Raw genomic sequence first — 16,711 nt, 5'->3', positions numbered from 1 at the left:
AAAGCGCGGTACCCATATGCTGGGCACCGCGCTTTTTTATGATGCTGAAACAGCCTTGCCTTTATACTTTGCGTACATTGATCGCGGTCAGACCACGGGGACCATTTTCCACTTCAAAGGTTACGGAATCGTTTTCATTTACCGGTTCGGACAGTTGGCTGACGTGTACAAATACGCGTTCGCCATTGTTGCCGAAATTGATAAAACCAAATCCTTTATCGTGGTTGAAAAAAGCCACCTTGCCTGTAAGGGGGCCGTCGTCTTCGTCGTCCTCATGTTGTGGCACACCGATCTGGATATCTTCGGCATTGAAGACCTTCATCTTGGAAGGATCGGGCGGGGTATCCGACAGGTTGCCGTTCTCATCAATATAGGCCATCATGGATTCCAATGGTTTGCCTTTACCGGCACTGGCTTTACGCTCTTCCATTTTCTCCTGCTTCTCCTTGCGCTGTTTTTGGCGCTTGGCCTCTTTCTCTCGTTTACTAAATGATGCTTTTGACTTGGCCATATTATTTATTTATCGCATTGCTCCGCTTTACAGTTTTTTAAGGAGCAAACAAAGCTTAACGGGGGGAATGTTGCGGAAAGACCAAAGGCCTTGGAAAGGCCCCTGTCAACTCTTTAAAACCGCTTTTTCTTGTTGTATCCACCGCTGTTGCGGAAAGGATTGAAATCTTTGGGCGGCTTGGGCTGGGCTTCCACAGCCTTAATGGGCCTGCCATCTACCATGCTGTTGTCCAGTTCGGCAACGGCTTTTGCACCAGCAGCAGCATCGGCCATTTCCACAAAGCCAAACCCACGCGAACGGCCGGTTTCCCTATCAGTAATCACTTTGGCTGATTTCACCTCACCATAGGGTGTAAAAAAGCCGTTCAGGTCTTCATCGGTAACACGGAAACTCAAATTGGAAACGTAAATGTTCATGCGCTGGAAATTTTAGAAAAAGGCTGCCGGGAAACAGCATGAAGTAAAGTACAAAACAAAATGCCTTGGCACTGGATAATTGACAATTACTGATGCGGAACCGAAGCCAACGACCATAAAGATAGCCTTAAAAAGGGCTATTTGCATTTAAATTTCTGCCAAGATTGTTTGCCACAAGCTATACAGTACGGGTAATTAGGTGAAAAAATAGCAGGCGATCGCCCTCAACGGCATCAAACCCTGCTTTCAGCAATGGCTCTCGCCAACAAAAAGCCCCGGCAGCAACTGGCTACCGGGGCTTTGGGCTTTTCCGTATAAGGATCTGTTGTCTTTTTGGTTCCATGGTCCATAAACCATGGTCTATCGTCTCATTGCTCAGTACCCTGGGTTCTGGTATGCAGCCATCTCACTCACGCCCATGGGCTTGCCTTTGCTGGTTTGGGCCACCATCTGCAGGTAAGGAATGGGGCGCAATTTGTGGAAAGTGGCAAACGAGGGACTGATATCGGGGTTAAACTGCTTCGTACGCTCGAAAAATGTTTCGGTACGTACCAGGTCTTCCCACCTGTTGAACTCGCCACACAGCTCGCGGGTACGTTCGTTGAGCATAAAGTGTACAAAGCGTGACCCGGTGCTGCCGGCACTGGCAGGGTACAGTTCGCTGGCGGCATTGGTGGTAAACAGGGCTTCCGTGGCCAGGTTGCTGCCTTCGGTGGTAGCAAGGGTATTGGGTCCACCCAGGAACCACCAGATCTGCGGGCTACGCTCCTCTCCTGCCTTGTAGGCAGCACGGCGGCGCAGGGCATTTACATAAGTAAGCGCGGTACCATAATCCTGCTTGCGGCCATAGGCTTCGGCAATGATCAGGTAGGTTTCCGCCAGGCGGGCCAGGGTACCGTTGCGGATACCACGGGCTTCGTTGTTGGTGGTAGTCAGCCTGACGGGGTCTGCAAACTTCCACATGGCCAGGTACTTGTTGCCGTTGAAATCGGTTGTCACCGCACCGCTGGCATCGCGTTTAAACCGGGCAAAAACCGCGTAGTACCGCATGTTGGCAATGGCCGCAGCTGTAATGGGATTATTTGCGGGGTTTACGATAAAGAGGGCTGCGGTATCACCCAGCATTACCCGGGGCTTTCCAATCAGCGAAGGATTGGGGGCATTGGCCGCGGTGAACTTGGGGAAGGTTTCGGTAGCGGTTACCGGCACATTGCGGTAAAACACGGTCTGGAAAGTCTTAAAAAATCGCGAATCGTTCACCTTATCAAAAATGTCGATCGAGTAGTCAGTGGGACGCAGGCGGCGGAACGGACGGCCATTGAAGAAATCACGCGTCATGCCGGGCATGCCGGCATCGTACTGGCCGGGATAATACAGGTGGGTGGTATTGTTCAAACCAGCCAGGGCCAGGTTGCCGCTGAACTGTGCGGCAAAGATGATCTCGTTGCTGTTGTTGTTGTTGTCAATCTTGGCCTTGCTGCTCAGGGGTGCCGAACCGTTCTCACCCAGGGGTGCAATGCGGCCATCGGGGTAAGAAGCGTTGAAAAGGTTGCCATAATCGTTTTCCAGCGCATGACCGCTGAGGGCAATTACAGAGTCGGCAAAAACAATCACGCTATCCATATCGGTAGCTTTCTGTCCGCGGGCTTCCGTTACGGCACTGCCCCGGGTGAGGTAGGCTTTTGCCAGAAAGTGGTATGCCATGGCGCGGGTGGCGCGGCCCCTGTCGGCGCTGGTATAGCGCCAGGGCAGCACCGGCCCTGCACTGCGCAGGTCGCCGATGATCTGGTTGTACACTGCGGCTACCGACGCCCGTGGAAACTCGTACTGCGCTTCACTGGGCACCTGCGTAATCAGCGGGATGGGGCCAAACTGCTGTACCATCTGGAAATAATACAGGGCACGCAGGGCTTTCAACTCCGCTATACGCAGATCCTTTTGCGCTTGTGTACCCAGCAGCTTGGAGCTGGGGTTATTGAAAGCATTGATCATTTCAATGCCTTGGTTGCAACGGCGGATGCCCGCATAGTTGTTGGTCCACAGCTCATTTACAAAAGCATCGTTGGCGTTCAGGTTCGCGTCGTAGTCGTTGTAGCGAACGTTGTTGAACTGGTCGCCTTCACGAAACTCGTCCACGCCAAAATTGTGCAGGGCATAACTCTGTTCGCCGGTGAACTTCCATTGCAGGGGTGCATAGGCCGATTTCACAAGGTCCTCGAGGCCGCCATCATTTTTGTAATAATCTTCGGTAAGCGTTGTTACCAGTTCTTCTTTGATAAATTTCTTACAGGAGGCTACCGACAGCGCCAGTGCGCCCAAGCCTACCCAATATATTTTGCGCAATTGCAGTTTCATGTACTTGATCTTTTTTTGGTGAAACAAAACACACTTACAGGTCAATCTTTACCCCTGCGATATAGCTCTTATAGCTGTACGAGGTGGGGCCGGTGTTGTTGGTAGTAGAGCCGGCAAACTCGCGATAAGGCACGGTTTCCGGGTCGTACTTGGAATGGCTGTGAATGAGTATGGGGTTCACTGCGCTTACATAAAAAGCCAGGTTATTGATATGGGCCTTCCGGGTAAAATTGGCAGGCACCCGGTAGGTAAGCGTAATGTTGCGCACCTTGGCAAACGTGGCCTTGGTATAGGTAAGCGCTTCCCAGCCGAAAGGAATATCGCTGGTTTGGGTAGGCTGCTGGTAATCGTTGCTGGCGTTGGTAGGCGTCCAGTAGTTTACATCAAAGGTTTGGTAGCGACCCACCAGGCCCGGACGGGGCACACGGTACAAACCACCTACGCGGATGTACACCAGGAAGTTCAGCTCGAAGTTTTTGTATCCAAAAGTATTGCCGATGGAAGTGGTAAAGTCGGGGTTGTGCGAACCCAGCACCACGCGGTCGGCAGGACTCATGGCAGTATCACCGTTGGCATCCCTCATATAGATGCGGCCTGGCTGGTAGTTTACGTTGCCCTTATTGCCGTTCTTCAGCCAGTAGTAACCAGCCAGTGCACCACTTTTCGACATGGTATCGCTGTACTGGAAGATGCCTTGTTTTTGGTAACCCCAATACACCTGCAGGGGCTGGTTGAGCAGCCACAGGTTGGCGTAATCGCTGTTGCCGCTTCCGTTGATGTCCACAATGCGTTCTTTGTTGCGGGTAAATACAAAGTCGGTGCTCCAGAAGAAATTGGGGCGGCTGATGTTTTGGGTATTAAGCGAAAGTTCAATGCCCTTATTGGCAACTTTACCCAGGTTAAAATACACGTAATCTACACCGTTAGCCGAAGGAATGGATTTGCGCTGCAGCTGGTCGGTAGTTTCGGAACGGTACAGGTCGAGGGTACCGGTAACCTTACCACGCAGCAGGCCGAAGTCCAGGCCGACGTTGGTAGTAGTGGTCTTTTCCCAGCTCAGGTTGGGTGTGCGGAAAGTGGTAGGCGCCAAACCAATGGCGGCCGTACCATTGCCCCAGTTATAATTGGTGAAACCCAGCGGGCCACCGGTTTGGTAAGGCGCAATGGATGCGTTACCCACTCGGCCGATACCGGCACGCAGGCGGGCAGCGTTGAAAATGGACTGGTTGCGGAAGAAGTTCTCCCGGTCCAGTTGCCAGGCCACCGAAGCGGCAGGGAAAAACGCACCCTGGTTACCTTCCGAAAGCACCGAAGAGTTGTCGTAGCGGTTGCTTACGGTAAGGAGGTAGCGGTTTTTAAAACCATACTCCACGCGGCCCATATACGACAGGTACTGGGTGGCAGAATAGGTACCAGAGCCGGTTACAAGGGCATCGGTATTGCGCTGGAGCGAGTACCATTTCTGTGCTTCAAAAATCAGGTTGTTGGCCGACAGCGACAGCGAAGAAGACTTGTTCAGGCTTTGCAACTCCTGCAGCAGGGTTACATTCAGCGAATGGTCGCCACCGATGCTGGTATTATAGGTCAGGATATTATCATATACCCATGATACCGACTCGTTGATGGTTTGCGAAGCGTTGGCAGGGCTACCCAGGCGCACCGAAGACTGGGCACCATTGAAGGTACCCCGTGTGCTATTGCGGGTATCCAAGCCAAACATGGTACGAAACTTCAGCCCCTTCAGCAGGCTCAACTCGGCGTAAACGTTACCAAAAACACGGTCGGCGGCGGTATTGTCCAGCACAGTATTGCGGTCGTTGATGGCGCTAACGATCTGCTGGTCTTTGTTGGGAAACATGATCCAGTTGCCTGCGCTATCGTAAGGCGTAGTCATCGGGATCATACCGATGGCATTGCCATAGGAACTGGTGCTGGAGTTGGTAATGGCGTGGATATAGTTTACCGTAGCACCAAAGGTCAGGAACTTAGCCGGCTTGAATTCGGCCGAGGTACCAACGGTATAGCGGGTATAATCCTGGCCATACTCGATACCTTTTTGCTGGAAAAAACCGGCATTAAAAGAAGCTTTGAATTTTTCGGAGCCGGCGGTTACCGATACGCTGTGGTTGGTGGTGGCACCTTTGCGCAGCCCCACATTGTTCATCCAGTCGTAGCTCTTCACCTTCGAAGGATCGTAGATATCCACGCTATCCAGTTGTGCGGATATGCCCAGGTTCTGCATCATCTGGCGCTCCTGGCTAGTAGTTGCCCGCCTGGCTGCAATAAAGGTATTGGTGGCCGGGTCGTATACGCGCCAGGTATAGGCGTCCTTGATGGCATTCCACTGCTCGGTGCTGCCAAAACGGTCGCGGAACAGGGAAATATCAGCAGCTGCCGTGGGGTAGTAAAACAAAGGGTTGGTAGCACTGGCAGTACCCCGGTTGCGGGTATACATTTTATCGGCAAAAAAAGCCTGGCGCCATGCATCGGCCAGCTGCACGGAGTTGAACACCGGCACGGGGCGGATGATTTCTTCAATAGACTGGCTGCCCTGGTAGTTTACCGAAATTTTGCCGGCCTTTCCCTTGCGGGTAGTGATCTGGATAACACCGTTGGCGCCACGCACACCATACACTGCGGTGGCAGCAGCGTCCTTCAGCACATCCACCGACTCAATATCGGCGGGGTTCATATCATCGATGGTATAGCTTACGGGGAAGCCATCCACTACATACAAAGGTTCATTGCTGGCACTGAGTGAGCGGTTGCCGCGAACGCGGATAGAACCACCCTGGCCGGGACGGAAACCGCTGGGTGTAACTTCCACGCCGGCAATACGGCCCTGTAGGGCCTGGGTTAGGTTGGCGGTTTGCACCGAACGCAGCTTTTCGCCGGTAACAGATGCCACAGCACCGGTAACATCGCCCCGCTTGCGGGTACCATAACCCACTACCACCACGTTTTGCATGGAGTTGTCCTGGGCTTGCAGCGATACGCTGATCTGGGTTTTGTTACCTACCGAAATTCGTTGGGCAGTGTAGCCCACGCTTGTTAGTTGTAAAAAAGAAGAACCGGAAGGCACGGTAATAGAGAAGCTACCATCGGCACGACTTACAGCGGAAGCATTACTCCCTTCCACCTGGATGGTAACCCCCTCCAGTGGCTTGTTGTTTTCATCGGTGACTTTACCCGATACACTTACCTGGGCCTGCGCGATGACGGAACCTAGGAGCAGTACCGTTGCCAGGCCAACATTGCGGAGATGGGCGTGCAGAGTTTTCGACATATGGCGATTTTGGTTTGAAAAAGCAGTTTTGAAAATGGCAAAAAGCACAGGTATCAATAACCCGTATGCACAGGCTGCCTGTAAAGGAGGGCAGCAATAATCCGGTGGCATGAAATAGGTAAATAGCTGCAAGGCAGCAACAGAACCTTGTAGATAATAGGGCTCATAACATATAGCAAAGCAAGTGAATCGTTGGGGGTGGTAGCAGGTTGCAGGCTATTCTTTCCATGTAAATAAAACGACCAATTCAACCTTGTCGGAAGTTTCCGGAACACCACCCGTTTTGTTCCGGAAATCATTGAAAATTTATCGCTGCTATGGTTCTCCACCGTCCTGCACTGTCGGATTCAAGTCGCATTTTTAATAAATGTCTTTTTTACATTTATTCATTGCTATACCTGAATATTCCTACGCTACATGGCCGGCAACTTTTTACAACATGGTAGACATCCTGCAACTGTTTGCTTTTCGTTTCTACGTTCGATAAAATGAGGACAATACAATTCCAGCCAGAATGCATCCGTTGTTTAAACAATGCTTTCAGGCAATCGCCGGAGAAATAAAATCAAAACGAAAATCAGGGACAGACAGGATTATCCAGTGGCAATTCTTTATTGAAACATAGCAATCGATATTTAACCGGATCAGCAAGTAAGGGTGGGAAAAGCTGCTGACATCATGCATCAGGAATATTTGTCAATTCAACGGCAAAGCAGGCAATCTCCTCCAAACTTTTCTGATTGGATGGTGAAAATTAAACTTTGCACCGTTCAAATTGAAGAAGCCGGAACGAAAAATCTATGCAATCGATGCCGGAAACGTGTACGTAAATAATTACCCGTATGCAGGGGCTGCCATCCAGACGACAAGCTGCCTATTCGACCAAAAACCGGGAAGCTTGTTGAAGCCGGGAAATGCCGTTGGCAATACTTTATTCAGTGCGAAGCCGCCTTGTCAGGTAGCAGCTATTTGCTATTTATTTTACGTCCATGTAAAAGTATTTACCCAAAAAAGGCAGCACCCATGTGCTGCCTTAAATACCGCTCTCTGCTAACTGATCGTGGCCTGCTAATTGGCCCTGCAATCCCTATCACCGAACCCGCAACCGGAATAGGATAAATGATTGAAACAATTTTTTAGAATCATTGATTCCAAATTGCGCTGCCGTATATGTAACAAATATGGATCAATGCTTAACCGGTCCGGAATCACATCGCCTTTAGCCGCTTCATAAATAACTGGAAGGCCGGACCCAACTCGGTAAAGAGTTCATGATTGCGGTTTTTGATGAGCACCTCGCTGAACAACTTTAGCCCGATGGCAAATTCCGTTGATTGCTGCTCCGCATCAAAGAGGTTCTTCTGCCGGATGCGTTCGATGATGTTGAAAATCTCATCATGATTTTCAACATCAAGTTCCAGCGATTTTGAGGGATCCTGTTCGCCGTTGGCAGTTTCCAGCAGCCGGAGGCTTAAATGGTATTTGTTGGTTTTTTTCATGGGTTAACAACGGTTAAGGGTCAATGATCAAAATAGTTGAACAGTAACAAAACAAGCCTGCTATCCTGCTACTGCAAGTGCGGGTTTTACCACCTGCTTTTTACCCTGCTTTTTACGCCTTCCCCACCAGATATAAAAACCGGTGATGGGTAGTGTGGATATAACCAGGCTGGCAAAAAACATCAGGATTTTCCCGGGCAGGCCAATGATGCCGCCGGTGTGCAGGTCATAGTTCATCCGGATCAGTTTGTCGGCCGCAGCCGCGTCCTTCAGGCGGCCATAGATGCTGGTAGCAGGCAGTTCCTTAAGGGTATACTGGTCGAAATAACGATAGTCGGTTTTCCAGTAGGTAGCTGCATCGGGGTTGGCATTGGCGGCAATCACGCTGGTCTTGGCTTCCGGTGGATGCACTTCCAGTATCTGTGCATCAGGGTGTTCTTTTTTCATTTGGTCCCATACCGTATCGATAGCGGGTCTGGTCGTTGCCAGTTTTTGGGTACTATCCGAAACAGGCTCCTGGTAAACCAGGTTTTGCTTGCCGCCACCTGCCGTATACACCGATTTGGCAAACCACTGAAAACCCCACACCAAGCCGGTAAAAGCAAGGATCAGCCCAATCCACATAGCGTAAAAGCCCAGCACATTGTGCAGATCGTAGTTGCGGCGCTTGGTACTGCCATCCCATTTTACCGAAAAACGCTGTTTGCGCGCAGCCTTGTTTCGGGGCCACCACAACACCAGACCGGAAAGGAGCAGCACCGCAAAAATGAGGGTTGCCGATGCCACGATGGGCTGCCCGATATGCGGTGGCAGCCAAAGGTAAAAATGGCCATTGATCACCTGGCGGAAGAAATCCCGGTCCATATCCTTCACCTTCAGCACGGAACCGGTGTAAGGGTTGAGATACACAATGTGGTAATAAGCTTCAGGCTCGAACTGGAAGAAGATAACCTGGGCGGCTTTTTCCCTTCCTTCATACAAAACGGCATGAATGTGTTTGCCCGGTAGTTGTGCAGCACCAATCTCCTTTAACTGCGATGGCGGCATCATGGCCCTTGCCTCGGCTTTCACCTCCCGGTAGTCCTGTGTAAAGCTTTCGATCTCTTTTTGGAAGGCCATGATACAACCGGTAACCCCCAAAAACACAACAATCAGCCCCGAAAAAAGGCCCAGCCAAAGGTGGATACGGCCAACTGCTTTTTTTACCGTCATACTTTTTATTTGAAACTGCCCGTTGCCACAGGAACCTGCAGCAACGGGCGGATAAAGAGTTTGGAGTTTGGTATTTGGAGTTTTGAGTTCAAAGTAGCTCCATTAGCTACCGAGGGTTCGCCAACTTTGAACTTTGAACTCCCAACTGTCTCCTAGAATCGGTACGCCACCGTTACCCGGCTGTTGATGCCGGGTTCGGCCTGCCAGTAATAACCGGCACCGTTGGGTGCACCCGAGTAGAGGTACTTGTTGGTTAAGTTGTTTACATTCAGATTCACGCCAAACTTGCCGGTGTTGTACGAAACGCCACCATCGAGGCGAAAATATTCGGGGAGGCCACTTTCTGTTTTGTCAAATACAAACCAGGAAGAACGGCCTGCCTGGTACTGGTAACCCAGCGAAAAGCGAAGGCCGGCCAGTTTACCATCAGTGATCTTGTACGAAAGCCAGGAGTTCTGGATGTGGCGGGTAGCGCCGGCAACCTGGTTGCCAACAATCCGGGGATCGCTGTCCCTCGTTACCACCGCCTCGGTAAAGGCGTAGTTCACCACAGCTTCCAGATTGCGCACCAGCTCGCCCTTGATATCCACTTCTACCCCCTTGGTTTGGGTTTGGCCCGACTGGCGCTGGTAAGTAAACTGGCCGGTGGCGGGGTTGGCATGTTCCAGGTCGGCGGTGAGTACATTGTTGCGGGTGATCTGGTAGGCAGCAATGGCGGTATTCCATTTGCCACCAAACCAGTCCTTTTTCAGACCCAGTTCCATATTGGTAGCCGTTTGGGGGTCGAAGCTCCTGCCCTGCCAGTCGGCACCGAAATTGGCCACAAACGACTGGTCGTAAACGGCATAGGCTGCGGTGCTTTTGTTGATGGAATAGCTCAGGCCGGCACGGGGCGTGAACTTGCTCTTGGTGCTGTTGCCGCTATAAGGATTGATGTCCTTATTGGTAGTATACCGGCCGGCAAGGGTAAGACGCAACTTGTTGTCAAGGAAACCCAGCTCATCCTGTGCGTAAAAAGAGCGGTAAGCGTTGTTGTAGCGCACGCCCCTTTCGCGGATGTCTTTGGAGCGGTCCCACACCGGGATGTCGGCAGTAGTTACGGTACCATAAACGGGTTTGTAAATATTAAAGTTGGGACCACCCAGGGCGGCTCCCTGGTTCCAGTCGGCATAATAATCCTTATGGCCCATGTCCACACCGCCAAGGATGCGGTGCACGATGCCGCCGGTGCTCACTTCACCATTCAGGAACATCTGGCCCGATTTGTTGGTACCCAAGGCATCCCAGATGGAGATACCCCGCTGCATCAGGCTGTCGTTGGTTTGCGCAAAACCCCAGGGCCAGATGCTTTGGCCTACCTGGTTGTAGTTGAGGTAACTGGCTTGTGCGGTAAATTTCCACGCATCATTGAAGCGGTGGTCGAAAATGGCCAGCACGCTGTTGTCCTTGATGCGGCTGGGATCGAGGTTGGCTTCGGAAGTGGTGAAATTGCGGGGCAGGTCGGCATAGGCCCTGTTGGAAAAGCTGTAGTTGCTGCCCACCACGTTCATTTGTGAAAACTGGTGGGTGTACTCCAGGGTGAGGGAAGTGTTATCGTCCACCAGGTACTTGATCACCGGCACAATGGAGTAGCGGTTGTTGTATTCAAAATCGCGGTGCGAGCCCTTAAGCTGGCCCATCAGGTTGAGGCGGTAGAGCAGGCGGCCGTCTTTGGAGAGCTTGCCATCGAGATCTAGCGTGGTGCGGTACAGGTCGAAAGAACCCAGCGAGAAAGATGCTTCGCCCTTGCTGATGCCGGAAGGCTTTTTGGTTACCACGTTGTAAAAACCACTGGGCTCGCCGTTGGCCAGCATAAACCCGGCAGGACCTTTTACAAATTCAATGCGGTCCACCATGCTCATATCCTCGGTGAGCGGCCCCCAGGGCATGGATACGTTTACCCCATTGCGGAAGGCCGTCAGCTGGCTTCCGCGCATATTGATGCGGGCATAGTTGTCCCAATGTTCCACTTTTTGTGCACCACTCACGTTTCGCTGGATGCCTTCGAGCATGTCAAAGGACTGCTGGTCTGTGATGAGGCCCTTGGTGATCACCTGTATGTTTTGCGGCGCTTCCAGGATGGGTGTTGTCAGGCGCAGCGAAGGCGACACTTTGCCTGCGCGGAACTTGCGGTTGCTGGTCACCACTACGGTGCTCAGCTCTTTATTGCTGATGGAGAGCTGCACGGAGGCCTGGGTAATCTTGCCTTCCGTTACCTGAACCGTTTGTTCAGTGGGTGCAAAACCGGCATAGGAAAACTCCAAGGTATAGCTGCCTTCCGCCAGTTTGCGCAGTTCGAAACGGCCGGCCTCATCGGTGAGGGTACCCCGTGCGGTGCCCTTGATCTGTACCGACACATCTGCAACGGTCTTGCCATCGGAGGTAGTTACAGTGCCTTTGATAATGCCAGTACCTTCTTCGGGATTGTTGGCTAATAGTGGCAGGGAAAAGAGGAGACTTAAGAAAAAAGGGAGTAGAAAGCGGTAGGGTGTCTTCATGTTCTGTTTGCTTGTCGGCTGCAAAACTGCCTTAATACAAGCCGGAACACTTACACAATCAGGAAAACGAGTTGCGCGAAGAGGAAAAAACATAAAGGGGTCAATGTATTGTCATTTTTCCTTTAGTATCCACAAAAGAAAAAACTTGTTTTATAAAAACCAGAAGGATCCAAAACCCAAATGCCTCTATTCGCATAGGTTCAGGACAAATATCATTATGGTACCCACCTGCCCATTATAAAAAAGCTACTTACCATTCCTACAGCATTTCCTCCGCGTCCCCTGCTCCTCCGCCCTCCGAGTGCAACAAGTCTCCACCACTGTTAAACCATCCAGTACCTACACTAACCTTTCCGCATGTTGTTGCCACACACGGTACTGCCCTGCCACCAGGGCTTCATCTACATCAAATACCTGAATTGGTGTTTCGGGAAATAAAGTTTGCAAGGCGAAGCGGTAAAGCTCCTGTTGCACACTATTACCAATAAGGGATAAGTTTTGGTAGGGCAACTCCTTTAATGCCGCCAGTTCTGCACCCAGCAGCAGCCCGCTCAGGTACTGGTAGTTTTCTGTTTTGCCCCATTTCCCAAAAAGCTGGTTGGTGCGCACACCAAAACAAACCTGCAACAGGTTGCGTTGGCTGCCGGTATGCAGGCCATCGGCAAAAGCTGCGGTGTGCGCCTGCCAGCTGTCCCCTTTTTCAACGGAAGCAGCCAGGATGCTTTGCTGCGACAGCAGCGCAAAGAACTCCCCGGTCATAAAGGTGGCAAAGTTGGTGAGCACGCCCTGCTGCACCTGTATATGTTTGGAGTGGGTACCCGGGATGATACACAACTGGTCTTCCCCGCTATCAGCGCCCAACGCCCCCAACAACTGCACCTCCTCGCCCCGCATGACATCGGTAACGCTACGCACCCCGGACAGCAACCAGGCTGGATAAGGAAAAACTTCGGTTGCTGGCTGGTGCTGTACCAAGGCAGCGCTGCCATCCAGCGGGAAGGGCAAAGCCGCGTAGGGCAATTCCATCATCCCGATGCTGGCGGAAGCCATGCCGGATAATACCAGGGGCAAACCTGCAAGGGAGCGTCCTGCGGTTTGTGCTAAAGCCTCGATGCCTTTTTGAACGACCCGCTGGTAAAAAAGGATGCGTTTGCCGCCACTTTCCTGCCAGGCACGCCAGGTGGCAGCAATACCCTCATAGCTGTTATAGGTTGCCGCTACCTGCAAATGGGGCAAGGCTACCAGCCTTAGCCGGAAGGAGGAAGTGCCCCAATCGCAACTCAGAAAATGCCCGGAATGGTGGTGCATAAGCTTAAGAAAATGTAATGAGCGGTGATTGGTTTAGGATCCGTAAAGAGCTTGCAGCAAGGCGGTTGCTTTACCTGTGATCTGGGATAAAAAATTTGGTTCCCCTTGTTTGCGTGCATCCACGAGTGCCGAACCGATGCCAAAGCCTACACCGCCAGCTTTTTTAAAATCCCTGATGTTTTCCACGCCAACACCACCTGTAGGCATCAGGAGAATATGGGATAGTGGCGCCCTGAGGTCGCGGATATAGGCCGGGCTTTGTGCCGGGAAAACCTTGATGATCTGTCCACCCGCCCGGTGGGCCTGCAACACTTCTGTGGGCGTATAGGCGCCAGGGATGCTTACCGCGCCCAGGTCGCGGGTGGCACGAATGGTATCTGCATCCAGTGTAGGGGATATAATAAAGCGGGCACCGGCGGCAATGGCGTTACGGGCTTCGGCAGCATCCAGCACGGTACCAGCGCCTACCAGCATCCGGTCTTTAAGGGTGGCTGTAAGTGCCTCAATTGCCGGCAGGGCCCCAGGCGAATTCAGGGTCAATTCCACCAGCCTTATCCCACCGGCATACAGTGCCTCAGCAACAGGCAATACCATTGCGGGATCCAAACCGCGGAGGATGGCTATTACCTGGTGTTCTTTTATTTGTTCCAAAACCATAGGCAGGGTTTTTCCTTTTAGGAGACAGAGAGGTTAAGCAATTTCGAGATGTTCAATGAGTTCAATGTGTTTGATTGGTTTAATAAGTTTTAGAGTAAAAGCAGTGTCGAAAGCACTGATAGTTTAATGTGTTTAAAATCGTTTAATAAATCTAAAACCAGACAATTCTGCATTTATCGTTCACTACCGAACAATCATCCTAGAGGCACAAAAACCGTTGAAACGGTTTTGTGTTAAATGTTTTGAGGCCCCTAACCCCACGGTTGAAACCGTGGGCTAATAACAACAGTCATCTGGAAACCGATTTGGTGTTAAACGGATGTTCACTGCTTTTCTAAAACTCCTGGAACGCTTGGAACTCCTGAAACTTCTTAAACCCATTGAACGCATTAAATCTATTGAACCTATCAAACTCTTGGAACCCTCCCTAATACGGCGAAGGGCTCACACAGCTCCAGCCACCATCAATCACGAGGGTTTGGCCGGTAATATGCCGGGCGCCATCCGACACCAGGAAGAGGGCCGCCTGCCCGATATCCTGCACCGTTGCAGCCCGCCCCATAGGCGTGATGCGCTGCCAGGTGGCTTCGTATTCAGGGTCGCCCAGGGTGCGCTCCGTAAGGGTAGCACCCGGTGCAATGCTGTTGATATTGATGCCGTGCGGCGACAGTTCCACTACCAGGTTGCGGGCCAGCATCTGAATGGCGGCCTTGCTCATGCCGTATGCCGCTAAATCTTTGTGCGCTTGGTGGCCCGTTACCGACGACATCAGCAACATCGAGCCTCCCCCACCCTGCCGCACCATCTGGTTGGCAGCAGCCTGGGCCAGGAAAAAAGTACCGGCCAGGTTTACCTGCATGACTCTTTGAAAAGCTTCAGGGGTATAGGTAAAGAAGTCGCCAAACAAAGTGATACCGGCATTGGCCACCACGATATCGAGCTTGCCAAAACGGTCTACGGCAGTTTGCACCATCGCTCTTATCAGCCGGGCATCGGAGCAGTCACCGGCCAGGGCCATACATTGTTCCCCTATTGGGTCAATGGATGCGGCGCCTTCTACCGCCAATGTTTCATCCTGGTCATTGAGCACCACGCGGGCACCTGCTGCTACCAGCTGGCGGCATATTTCCAACCCGATGCCTTGGCCGGCACCGGTAACTATGGCTACTTTATCCTGGAAGGCTGACATGGTGGAAAGGTTTGGAGATTTTAGCTACAAGCTGTTAGCTGCAAGCTTCAAGCTTCAAGTCACTTGCAGCTTGTAGCTCGTAGCTTGAACTTAGTGCGAGTCCCGGGTAACCGTACTGCCCGAACAGCCTTTAAGAAAATCGAGGTCGGCGCCCAGGTGTGCCTGCTCCACGTGATTTTGATAGAGCTGCACATAACCCCGGGTGGCATGTACCGGTGCCGGTGCCCGTTGGGCTTTTCGCTGGGCGATCTCTTCATCGGAGAGGTGCAGGTGCAGTTTCCGCTCATAAACATCCAGCGAAATAAGGTCGCCGTCCTGCACAATACCCAGGGTGCCGCCATCGGCAGCTTCGGGCGATACATGGAGCACCACGGTGCCAAAACCCGTACCGCTCATACGGCCATCCGAGATACGCACCATATCGGTAACGCCTTTTGCCAGCAGTTTGGCAGGCATGCCCATATTGCCTACTTCGGGCATACCGGGGTACCCTTTGGGCCCTACATTTTTCAATACCAGTACCGATGTTTCGTCTACATCAAGGTCGGGATCGTCAATGCGTTGTTTCATATGATCTATGTCCTCAAACACTACGGCTTTGCCGGTATGCCGCATCAGGGCTGCCGAGGCAGCAGAGGGTTTGATCACCGCACCTTGCTCGCATAGGTTGCCTTTGAGCACCACCACACCCGAAAGGGTATTGAAAGGTTTGTCCAACGGTGCTATGATGTCGCGGTTGAAACATACTTCCTGGTCGTAATTTTCGCTGATGGTTTTGCCGTTGACCGTAATAACATCTTTGTGCAGGAGCGGCAGCAGTTCTTTCATCACCACGGGTAGTCCGCCGGCATAATAGAGGTCTTCCATGAAATAGGTACCCGAAGGCTGCAGGTTGGCCAGCAGGGGCACTTTGGCCGAAAAGGTATCCATATCCTCCAAATTCAGGTCGATGCCTACCCTGCCCGCAATGGCTAAAAGGTGCAGTACAAAATTGGTAGAGCCTCCCACGGCGGCATTTACCATAATGGCGTTTTCGAAGGCTTCCCGGGTGAGGATATCTGAAACTTTGCGGTCTTCTTCCACCATGCGCACAATGGCGCTGCCCGAGTGGTGGGCAAGTACCTTGCGGGCTGCATCAGGAGCAGGGATGGCGGCATTCCCAGGAAGGCTAAGACCCAACGCTTCTACCATACAGGCCATGGTGGAGGCCGTACCCATCACGGCGCAGTGGCCGTCGCTGCGGCACATACCGGCTTCGGCAAGGGTAAGTTCCATATCATCGAGCTGGCCGGCACGGTTGGCCTCACTCATGCGCCACACATCGGAAGTGCTGATGCTTTTGCCCCTATGCCTGCCCGTGAGCATGGGTCCGCCCGATACCACGATGGTGGGCAGGTTTACAGAGGCAGCACCCATCACCAGCGAGGGTGTGGTTTTGTCGCAGCCGCACAACAGCACCACCCCATCCAGCGGGTTGGCGCGGATGCTTTCTTCCACATCCATGGAAGCCAGGTTGCGAAAGAGCATGGCTGTCGGCTTCATCAGGGTTTCACCTAGCGACATTACGGGAAACTCCACGGGGAAGCCACCTGCTTCGTACACCCCGCGTTTTACATGTTCGGCCAGTTCGCGAAAATGCGAGTTACAAGGGGTGAGCTCGCTCCAGGTGTTGCAAATACCAATTACAGGGCGGCCGTCAAAAGCATGGGACGGCAATCCCATTTTCTTCATCCATGCACGG

Annotated in this window: 11 protein-coding genes; all 11 read right to left on the bottom strand. The window is 52.1% G+C overall.

All coding sequences use genetic code 11. From position 1 onward, the window contains the following. Positions 1 to 61: 61 nt before the first annotated feature. The gene (locus BUE76_RS25345) at positions 62 to 511 is read right to left on the bottom strand and encodes a cold-shock protein (protein WP_073042230.1); all 450 of its coding nucleotides are present in this window, start codon (positions 509 to 511) and stop codon (positions 62 to 64) included. 113 nt (positions 512 to 624) lie between these two features. Next, on the bottom strand, positions 625 to 927 hold the full coding sequence (locus tag BUE76_RS09740; RefSeq protein WP_073042232.1) for an RNA recognition motif domain-containing protein: 303 nt from the start codon (positions 925 to 927) through the stop codon (positions 625 to 627). Between the two features lie 375 nt (positions 928 to 1,302). After that, positions 1,303 to 3,282 (bottom strand): RagB/SusD family nutrient uptake outer membrane protein, encoded by a 1,980-nt coding sequence (locus tag BUE76_RS09735; RefSeq protein WP_073042234.1) that lies wholly within the window; start codon positions 3,280 to 3,282, stop codon positions 1,303 to 1,305. Between the two features lie 34 nt (positions 3,283 to 3,316). Next, positions 3,317 to 6,568, bottom strand: a complete 3,252-nt coding sequence (locus tag BUE76_RS09730; RefSeq protein WP_073042236.1) for a SusC/RagA family TonB-linked outer membrane protein — start codon at positions 6,566 to 6,568, stop codon at positions 3,317 to 3,319. A gap of 1,208 nt (positions 6,569 to 7,776) precedes the next feature. Then, positions 7,777 to 8,067 (bottom strand): DUF3861 domain-containing protein, encoded by a 291-nt coding sequence (locus BUE76_RS09725; RefSeq protein WP_073042238.1) that lies wholly within the window; start codon positions 8,065 to 8,067, stop codon positions 7,777 to 7,779. Between the two features lie 60 nt (positions 8,068 to 8,127). Then, positions 8,128 to 9,279 (bottom strand): PepSY-associated TM helix domain-containing protein, encoded by a 1,152-nt coding sequence (locus BUE76_RS09720; protein ID WP_073042240.1) that lies wholly within the window; start codon positions 9,277 to 9,279, stop codon positions 8,128 to 8,130. 152 nt (positions 9,280 to 9,431) lie between these two features. After that, positions 9,432 to 11,816, bottom strand: coding sequence for a TonB-dependent receptor (locus tag BUE76_RS09715; protein ID WP_073042242.1), 2,385 nt, complete (start codon positions 11,814 to 11,816; stop codon positions 9,432 to 9,434). 339 nt (positions 11,817 to 12,155) lie between these two features. Then, a complete protein-coding gene (locus tag BUE76_RS09710; protein ID WP_073042244.1) occupies positions 12,156 to 13,124 on the bottom strand; it encodes a 2-dehydro-3-deoxygalactonokinase in 969 nt (322 codons plus the stop codon). A 33-nt stretch (positions 13,125 to 13,157) separates the two neighbouring features. Next, complete coding sequence (locus BUE76_RS09705) at positions 13,158 to 13,781, bottom strand: bifunctional 4-hydroxy-2-oxoglutarate aldolase/2-dehydro-3-deoxy-phosphogluconate aldolase (RefSeq protein ID WP_073042246.1); 624 nt, start codon at positions 13,779 to 13,781, stop codon at positions 13,158 to 13,160. Positions 13,782 to 14,208: 427 nt separating this feature from the next. Further along, entirely contained in the window at positions 14,209 to 14,970 is a 762-nt protein-coding gene (locus tag BUE76_RS09700) for an SDR family NAD(P)-dependent oxidoreductase (RefSeq protein ID WP_073042247.1), read from the bottom strand. A gap of 90 nt (positions 14,971 to 15,060) precedes the next feature. Next, the coding region (locus BUE76_RS09695) for an IlvD/Edd family dehydratase (protein WP_083639305.1) at positions 15,061 to 16,711 on the bottom strand (1,651 nt) is incomplete at its 5' end.

The organism is Cnuella takakiae (genome assembly GCF_001953305.1).
In the GTDB taxonomy this organism is placed as follows: Bacteria; Bacteroidota; Bacteroidia; order Chitinophagales; family Chitinophagaceae; genus Flavisolibacter; species Flavisolibacter takakiae.
The sequence above is the reverse complement of the archived record's forward strand: the minus strand, read 5'-3'. Positions and strand labels throughout refer to the sequence as shown.

Bases quoted from the DNA above. Each gene is read 5' to 3' on its own strand.
- BUE76_RS09735 (WP_073042234.1), bottom strand. From the start codon at position 3,282: ATGAAACTGCAATTGCGCAAAATATATTGGGTAGGCTTGGGCGCACTG.
- BUE76_RS09710 (WP_073042244.1), bottom strand. From the start codon at position 13,124: ATGCACCACCATTCCGGGCATTTTCTGAGTTGCGATTGGGGCACTTCC.
- BUE76_RS09705 (WP_073042246.1), bottom strand. From the start codon at position 13,781: ATGGTTTTGGAACAAATAAAAGAACACCAGGTAATAGCCATCCTCCGC.
- BUE76_RS09730 (WP_073042236.1), bottom strand. From the start codon at position 6,568: ATGTCGAAAACTCTGCACGCCCATCTCCGCAATGTTGGCCTGGCAACG.
- BUE76_RS09720 (WP_073042240.1), bottom strand. From the start codon at position 9,279: ATGACGGTAAAAAAAGCAGTTGGCCGTATCCACCTTTGGCTGGGCCTT.
- BUE76_RS09740 (WP_073042232.1), bottom strand. From the start codon at position 927: ATGAACATTTACGTTTCCAATTTGAGTTTCCGTGTTACCGATGAAGAC.
- BUE76_RS09725 (WP_073042238.1), bottom strand. From the start codon at position 8,067: ATGAAAAAAACCAACAAATACCATTTAAGCCTCCGGCTGCTGGAAACT.
- BUE76_RS25345 (WP_073042230.1), bottom strand. From the start codon at position 511: ATGGCCAAGTCAAAAGCATCATTTAGTAAACGAGAGAAAGAGGCCAAG.
- BUE76_RS09700 (WP_073042247.1), bottom strand. From the start codon at position 14,970: ATGTCAGCCTTCCAGGATAAAGTAGCCATAGTTACCGGTGCCGGCCAA.
- BUE76_RS09715 (WP_073042242.1), bottom strand. From the start codon at position 11,816: ATGAAGACACCCTACCGCTTTCTACTCCCTTTTTTCTTAAGTCTCCTC.